We start from the raw sequence: 6,593 nt of genomic DNA on the forward strand, positions 1-6,593 counted from the left end.
ACTGCGACATGATTTTCGCAGTGATGGATACGGCGCTGAAAGGCGGGACCGAAAATGATGGTACTGGCGTGGTGTATTTCGCTTATGAGTCAACGTATTCGGACGAGCCAAAACTGACGATTATTGACTGGGATGTGACGCAAATTAAAGCGTCATTGCTTCCTGAATATATCCCCGGCGTTTATGACAACCTCGAGCGCCTCGCGAAATTATGCCGTCCGCGTCTGGGCAGCCAGGGAATTTTTATGGAAGACGCCGCGATGGGGGCAATCCTCAACCAGAAGGCGGAAACCGAAGGCTGGGATATGACGCCGATTAAATCGGCACTGACCAGCAAAGGTAAAGACGAACGGGCGGTGATGGCATCCAGCTACCACTATCAGGGGATGTGCAAAATCGTCCGGGAGGCTTACGACAAGACCGTTTCATTCAAACGTACCACCGCAAACCACCTCATTAAACAAATCGCCGGGTTCCACCTGGCAGACAAAGATGCGCATAAACGTGCTGATGACCTTTTCGATTGTTACACCTATGGGTTGATCATCGCGCACGGTAATTACGCGGCGTTGTAAAAAATCAGGATATTTTTGATGGCAGAGATCGAGATTACTGGCGGCCTCGGTTCGGCACTGATGCGTATTCTTGAGGCTGAAGAAATTCAGCCGGGAACCGATATCGGCTATGAACTGTGTAAACTGCTGTGGCAGTACCACCCGCTGGGCGGGAAACTTGTCGAAAAACCCATACTTATGGCGATGTGTAAGCCGCGTCAGTACAACGTGGAGACAGACCCTGATGAGCGGGTTGTGCGGCGTTTCCAGGAAGTATGGGAACGTATGAAGGTTAACGAGAAGATTAAAAATCTGTTTTTTCTGTCTCGTTGCTACGGTGCCGCAGCGATCGGCGTGGGCACCGACAGTGTTTCATGTCGTGAACCGCTTCCGACGTTCGGACTGACAGAAGATGACGTGTATATCAACGCGTGGGACCCGTTGAACGCTTCCGGTTCGATGGTGACTGACCAGAACCCAAACAGTCCATTTTTCCAGGAAGCCAATAAAAAACTGAAGATTGGCGGAAAAGACTGGCATCCGTCACGCACACTGAAAATCTTCAACGGCACACCGATTTATCTGGAGTTTCAGAGTTCATCGTTCGGATTCACCGGGCGAAGCGTGTTTCAGCGAGTTCTTTATTCCCTGAAATCCTATATCAATACGATGGAGGCGAATGATCTCGTCAGCCAGAAGGCAGGCGTACTGGTGGCTAAAGTTGTGCAGAACGGTTCGAAAATTGACGGGATCATGGCTGCTGCCACGGGGCGTAAAAGGGAAAACGTGAAAGCCGCCAAAAATAAAGGCGTGTTGAGTATTGGAAAAGACGAAGACGTAAGTTCACTGAACCTGCAAAACATCGACGGGGCGCTGAATACATCCCGCGACAACATCATTGCTGATATTGCCGCCGGGAGTGACGTTCCGGCCATTATTATCAAGGAAGAAGCGTTCAGTAACGGATTCGGTGAAGGTAAGGAGGACTCGAAAGCTATCAGCCAGTATATCGATGGTGTACGCCAGCAGATTGAACCTGTGATGGATTATTTCGAACGCCTGGTGCAGTACATCGCCTGGAACGAGGAATTTTATCAGTCGCTGAAAAATGATTACCCGGACATCATAACCGACGACTATAAAACCACGTTTTACCAGTGGCGACGTGAATTTACCGCGACGTGGCAGGAGCTGGTTGAGGAGTCGCCGGACAAACGCCGGGAAAGCGACAGTAAAGTGATTCAACAGGCGATAGCACTTTTCTCTGCCGTGTCGCCACAGGTTGATCCTGAAAACCGCGCCGCCCTCGCTGAATGGCTGGCAAGTCTTGTTAATGCCACGCAAACCTATGGCGAAGCTCCACTCATCATTGATGTGGACGCGCTGGCGAATTATGAACCACCGAAGCAGGAGACGCCTGATGGCAATTTCCAGCCGGGCGGTGAGGAAGAAGAAACGGATTAGGACGCTGTATGAGGTTCTGACGGATGCCGTTAACTACTACGTAAATCACGGGTGGGATAGCGAAAAATCATTGCTCGAATGGTGCCGGAAACTCCGTGTAGCCGCTCAGCGAGAAACCCCTGATGATACCGTAGCCAGAAAACACCTCACCGCTATCTACAGCCGTCTTGTCATCGACGGCGGGGCATTACGGGATCAGCCTCCTGACGGCCCTAAAAAAATCACTGTTGAAAAACTGAAACCTGAGTTTCGCAAGGAACTCGACAGGCGAATTTTCGCCAGTGCCAACCTGATAAAACTCAACCGCGAACAGGCTATTGAGAAAACTATACAGCGTTTTCAGGGATGGGTTACGTCCATTCCGCCTGACGGGGTGAGCGAAATTGATCGCCGGGAAGTGAAGTCCGGTTTTCAGAAGTCCGTGAAGGATATGGATTTTATCAGTCGCCGGGTGGCAATTGACCAGGGACATAAGCTGGCGAGCAACGTTAAGTATCTGCTGGCTGTTCAGAGTGGTGCGATTGCTCTGCGCTGGCATTCTAACTGGCGGCGTCCGGGCTACAAATACCGACAGGACCACAAAGAGCGCGACGAGAAAATTTATCTCCTCCGCGATTCGTGGGCGCTGGAGCAGGGGCTGATTAAGCCCGTATATGGTTTTTATGACGAAATCACTGCTGCCGGGGAGGAGGTTTATTGCAGTTGCGATGCTCTGCCGATCTACGCCCCTCAGAAACTACCCGACGAATTTTTAACGGAGAAGGGCAAACGTGAGTTTAACCGAGCTTGAAGTGGCAGAACGCATCAGGGACGGAACCGTACCGTCTCCGGTGAAATTCTCCAACATGTGGCTGGTGAATTTGCGCATAACCGGAACCGGGCTTGCCTATCGCGCCGGGCTGAAAGAGCACGTCTGGCGTGATCCAAAGCTCTATCTGAACGAGGAGTTTTTAAGGCGATGCAATGGCCTTCCAGTTATCGCAAACCATCCTGACGACGCAGTTCTGACGGAGGAGGATTTTAAATCGCGGATCGTCGGCAGTGTCATGCTGCCGTATATCCGGGGTGACGAGGTATGGGCGGTGTGCCGCGTTTACCTCCAGAGCATTGTTGAAGAAATCACTGAGGGGGATGTTTCGACAAGTCCGTCGGTGGTGTTCAACAGCACATCAGGAAATGTGGAAGTACAGGAAGGTGACACCAATTTTTTAATCGAGGGCGTTCCTTTCCTTGTTGATCACATCGCTCTGGTGACGAAAGCCCACGGCTCGCTGGGCGTGTGGGATAAAGACCGGATCCCCGCAGGGGTTGAAGTGACAAATACAGGTGAAATTGAGATGGAAAAAGAAGAACTCCAGGCCCTGTTACAGGGGGTTGTGAGCGATGCCCTGAAAGGCATTAATCAGAAAATCGATGGTGTCGTTACGCGCATGGACTCACTGGAACAGCGGGACAAAGCGCGGGCGGATGCCGAAGAACAGGCGAAAAAAGAGACCGAAGAAAAGGCCAAAGCCGATGAAGCCGCAGAGGAACAGCGTAAAGCTGATGAAGCTGCGGCAAAGGAGGCAGAAGAAAAAGCCAAAGCTGACGAGGCAGCAGCCAAAGACGCTGAGGAGAAAGCAAAGGCTGATTCCGAAGCAGAAGAACAGCGTAAGGCCGACGAGGAGGCAGAAAAAGAACGCAATGATTCTGCCCTGGCAGAAGCGCAGGCAAAAGCCGACTCCGCATTCAGTGCCTGCGGTAAAAACGCGCCAGCACCGTTTTCTGGTGAAAATGCGCTGGACTACCGCAAGCGTGCGCTAATCGCTATGCAGAAACACTCTCCGGCACATAAGGACATCAATATTCGCGCGATTGCGGATTCTGCAACGCTGGCTGTGCTTGAAGACGCAATTTTCAGTGCCGCCCGTCAGTCCATCGAAAAAGAAATGATGAGTACGCAGGGGCAACTGCATAAACGCATCCGCAACGACGAAGCCGGGCGTCGCATTACTGAATATCAGGGCGATCCGAACGTCTGGCTGAGTGCCTTCAAAATTCCGGGGCGTCGTCTGGCAAAAATTAACACTCAAGGGAGCCTGAACAATGGCTGATATTAACTTTCATCCGTTTAAAAACCGTGGGGCATTTGGTGGCCTTTTTAACGTCGAATCCCGTGGGCTGATGCAGGGGGATGCGCAGGATGATCCGGCAATTCGTCTGCAACTTTGCTCCGGACGACTGGACAGCAAAATCACTGAACCGGTATGGGGTGGTGTCGGTGTTATCGAGTGCATCGCTCCCGCGAAAGACAGCGTTAACGGGGCGGTTATCAAGCAGGCCACGACGGACGCCTGTAACGCATTTACAGTCTTTAATCAGGCATTTCATGGCATTACCACGCCGGATAATCCGGTGCCGTTATATCTCGCGGGTGGCTTTGTTCACTATTACCGCGTTGGCTCAGGCGCCCGCATTCCTCTCCCGGTCAGTGCAGAAGTTGTTGCGTTGGCTGATGGCAATAACACCGTTGCTGCCAGTGGTTTTGTGTGGGATCTGACGAAAAACGTGGTTGATGTTTATTCGGGAACGCCCGGAGCTAACCCGAAAGTGGACATTAAGTTGCTGATGGTTTCAGTTGACGGAAACCTGACGGTGAAAAAAGAGGACGGCGGTAACGTTGTCTGGGAAATCGGTAAGCCGTGCGGCCTGTTTTTAATTTAAGGGGATATTAATTAATGAGCGCATTTACTCCCGCGACTACTATTGTGTCGCCGTCAATGGTGCTGCCGGAAATGATCGTGCAACAGAGCATGGCTTCCGGTGCGTTTGAAGTCCTGGCTGGCGGTGCTCCAGCGGTAAAAATCAGTTCCAGTGATTTGATGGTCTATCAGAAATATCTGCGCATGACCTCGCAGGCGCAGGTCAGCCAGTCTCTGCCGGGCCAGTTGCCGTCTTCCAGTATCTCTGGCGGCTATGACGGGATGATGACTTACCGAATTTCTTCCCGTTCGCAATACAGCTATCTCGATACTGATGCAGCAGATCGCTGGGGCTATTCTCTGATTGAAGGCCTGCGTCTGGCTAACCGCCAGGGACACGCTCAAATGTTGCGTAATATGCTGCTGTATGGCGTGAATGCAGCTAATAACGAGGGGATCACCAACTCACCGAACGCAGTGACGCTGAATCTGGGCAACGACAGCAAAGGCAATGATTCTTACACCACCTGGGATTCCGGCGAGATGGCTAAATTTATGCTTGGCCTGATTGCTGACCAGAAAACCCGCATGTTGCTGCTGGGGCAGCCATTAACGACTGTCATTCTGAGTCCGCAGCGATTCATGAAGGCGCTGGAGTGGACAGGAATTGTTGAGCTGACCAGTTACCAGCGTCCTGGTGGCGGTACCGGAACGGTGGGAACGATGGTTAAAGACGTCGCTGATAAGGCGACAGGCGATGACATCATTTTCTGCCAGGACGACACGCTGATCGGTAAAGGTGCTGGTGGTAATGACCTGATCATCGTTACGAACCCGACGATTGAGGTGCCGGAAGCGCGTCACGCCATTAACACCAATATCTTCTCCACGCTGGTTCCGAACCAGCAGGCCGTTAACGTGATGTTCTGCGACATGGCAGCGCCGACGGAAATCCCGTCCCCTATGCCGGATGGCGGCCTGACCACGTTGTATACCATGCGCGCGACGCCGGGCTGGAACTTCCGCCCGGAGGGGATCACCCTGTTGTCTGCCAAATACGCATAAACGTTCAATCTGATAACGCGGGGAGCTAAATGCTCCCCTTTTTTGTGGGAAAAATTTATGAAGCTCTACATCGCTAACTGCTCACGTCAGCCGCACACGTTCAACTACAAACTCCCCGAAAAAACGCAGTCGTTCGGTGTGACAATTCCGTCCGGACGTCAGCATATGATCGAAAATCAGTCCGATATTATCGACCACATCATCCGACAGCATGAGCCTTACGGATTCCAGCGTTGTGACAAGGTGGACAAGAATTTTTCCGGTATCTGCTATTCCATCGATAAACCTGTGAGCGTCGGTCGCATTGAGGATTGCGCGGAGCAGAAAACGGAAAATCTGGAATCCATGTCAGAGGAAATTCTCGCGGCCAGCGCCGTATCGCTGAATAACGCAGTGGATCAGGCGGTGATTCAGAGCGGCGAAAAACCTCAACCGGGGGGTATTGAAATGGAAATTACCGGGGAAGCGGTTAACACCGAACAGGAAAATCCGCCCAGCACAAAGCGAAATATTAAGGTTAAAAAATAATGACCCTGCGTCCGTCACTGGAGGGGTTTATTCGCTTTGTTCGTGACGACATGAAAGTACCGGTTCACGCTATTGCTGACGATGATCCGACGCTGGAATGTTGCTTTCAGTCTGCGATGGAGCTAATCCCTCATGATCAGGGGCTGGAGCGTTTACCCATCATCTATGTGCGAACGGTTTATAACGCTGCCGCCTCATTTCTCCTGAATTTCGCTCCCGGCTCGTGGTTTGCCGACCTGAGAAAAAAACTCAACCTTGGGAAGCTGGCTACCGGGCTTGTCAGCGCGGCAGCAGACCAGGG

At 51.9% G+C, this 6,593-nt stretch carries 7 protein-coding genes and 1 pseudogene; all 8 read left to right on the forward strand.

The annotated features are described in order from the left end of the window. Positions 1 to 575, forward strand: a pseudogene (locus tag EQY_RS0122180) (terminase); the annotation flags it as partial. 18 nt (positions 576 to 593) lie between these two features. Then, the gene (locus tag EQY_RS0122185) at positions 594 to 2,018 is read left to right on the forward strand and encodes an anti-CBASS protein Acb1 family protein (RefSeq protein WP_000807718.1); all 1,425 of its coding nucleotides are present in this window, start codon (positions 594 to 596) and stop codon (positions 2,016 to 2,018) included. Then, positions 1,975 to 2,808 (forward strand): hypothetical protein, encoded by an 834-nt coding sequence (locus EQY_RS0122190; RefSeq protein WP_001018390.1) that lies wholly within the window; start codon positions 1,975 to 1,977, stop codon positions 2,806 to 2,808. Before EQY_RS0122185 ends, EQY_RS0122190 begins: the two co-directional genes overlap by 44 nt. Continuing rightward, positions 2,789 to 4,111 carry a DUF2213 domain-containing protein gene (locus EQY_RS0122195; RefSeq protein WP_000059662.1) on the forward strand — a complete coding sequence of 441 codons (1,323 nt, stop codon included), beginning with the start codon at positions 2,789 to 2,791 and terminating at the stop codon, positions 4,109 to 4,111. The genes EQY_RS0122190 and EQY_RS0122195 overlap by 20 nt, the downstream gene beginning before the upstream one ends. After that, entirely contained in the window at positions 4,104 to 4,721 is a 618-nt protein-coding gene (locus tag EQY_RS0122200; protein ID WP_000763616.1) for a hypothetical protein, read from the forward strand. Before EQY_RS0122195 ends, EQY_RS0122200 begins: the two co-directional genes overlap by 8 nt. 14 nt (positions 4,722 to 4,735) lie before the next feature. After that, positions 4,736 to 5,764 carry a hypothetical protein gene (locus tag EQY_RS0122205; protein ID WP_001272366.1) on the forward strand — a complete coding sequence of 343 codons (1,029 nt, stop codon included), beginning with the start codon at positions 4,736 to 4,738 and terminating at the stop codon, positions 5,762 to 5,764. Positions 5,765 to 5,821: 57 nt separating this feature from the next. Continuing rightward, the gene (locus tag EQY_RS0122210) at positions 5,822 to 6,292 is read left to right on the forward strand and encodes a hypothetical protein (RefSeq protein WP_000780864.1); all 471 of its coding nucleotides are present in this window, start codon (positions 5,822 to 5,824) and stop codon (positions 6,290 to 6,292) included. Beyond that, positions 6,292 to 6,593: hypothetical protein (locus EQY_RS0122215; RefSeq protein WP_000175374.1), on the forward strand; the 302-nt coding region annotated here is incomplete at its 3' end. The genes EQY_RS0122210 and EQY_RS0122215, both read left to right, overlap by 1 nt.

The sequence above is a fragment of the Escherichia sp. TW14182 genome (assembly GCF_000208525.1).
GTDB classification, from domain to species: Bacteria; Pseudomonadota; Gammaproteobacteria; order Enterobacterales; family Enterobacteriaceae; genus Escherichia; species Escherichia ruysiae.

What these genes read in the sequence shown, in the direction of transcription:
- EQY_RS0122200 (WP_000763616.1), top strand. Translation starts at nt 4,104, where the DNA reads ATGGCTGATATTAACTTTCATCCGTTTAAAAACCGTGGGGCATTTGGT.
- EQY_RS0122190 (WP_001018390.1), top strand. Translation starts at nt 1,975, where the DNA reads ATGGCAATTTCCAGCCGGGCGGTGAGGAAGAAGAAACGGATTAGGACG.
- EQY_RS0122210 (WP_000780864.1), top strand. Translation starts at nt 5,822, where the DNA reads ATGAAGCTCTACATCGCTAACTGCTCACGTCAGCCGCACACGTTCAAC.
- EQY_RS0122185 (WP_000807718.1), top strand. Translation starts at nt 594, where the DNA reads ATGGCAGAGATCGAGATTACTGGCGGCCTCGGTTCGGCACTGATGCGT.
- EQY_RS0122205 (WP_001272366.1), top strand. Translation starts at nt 4,736, where the DNA reads ATGAGCGCATTTACTCCCGCGACTACTATTGTGTCGCCGTCAATGGTG.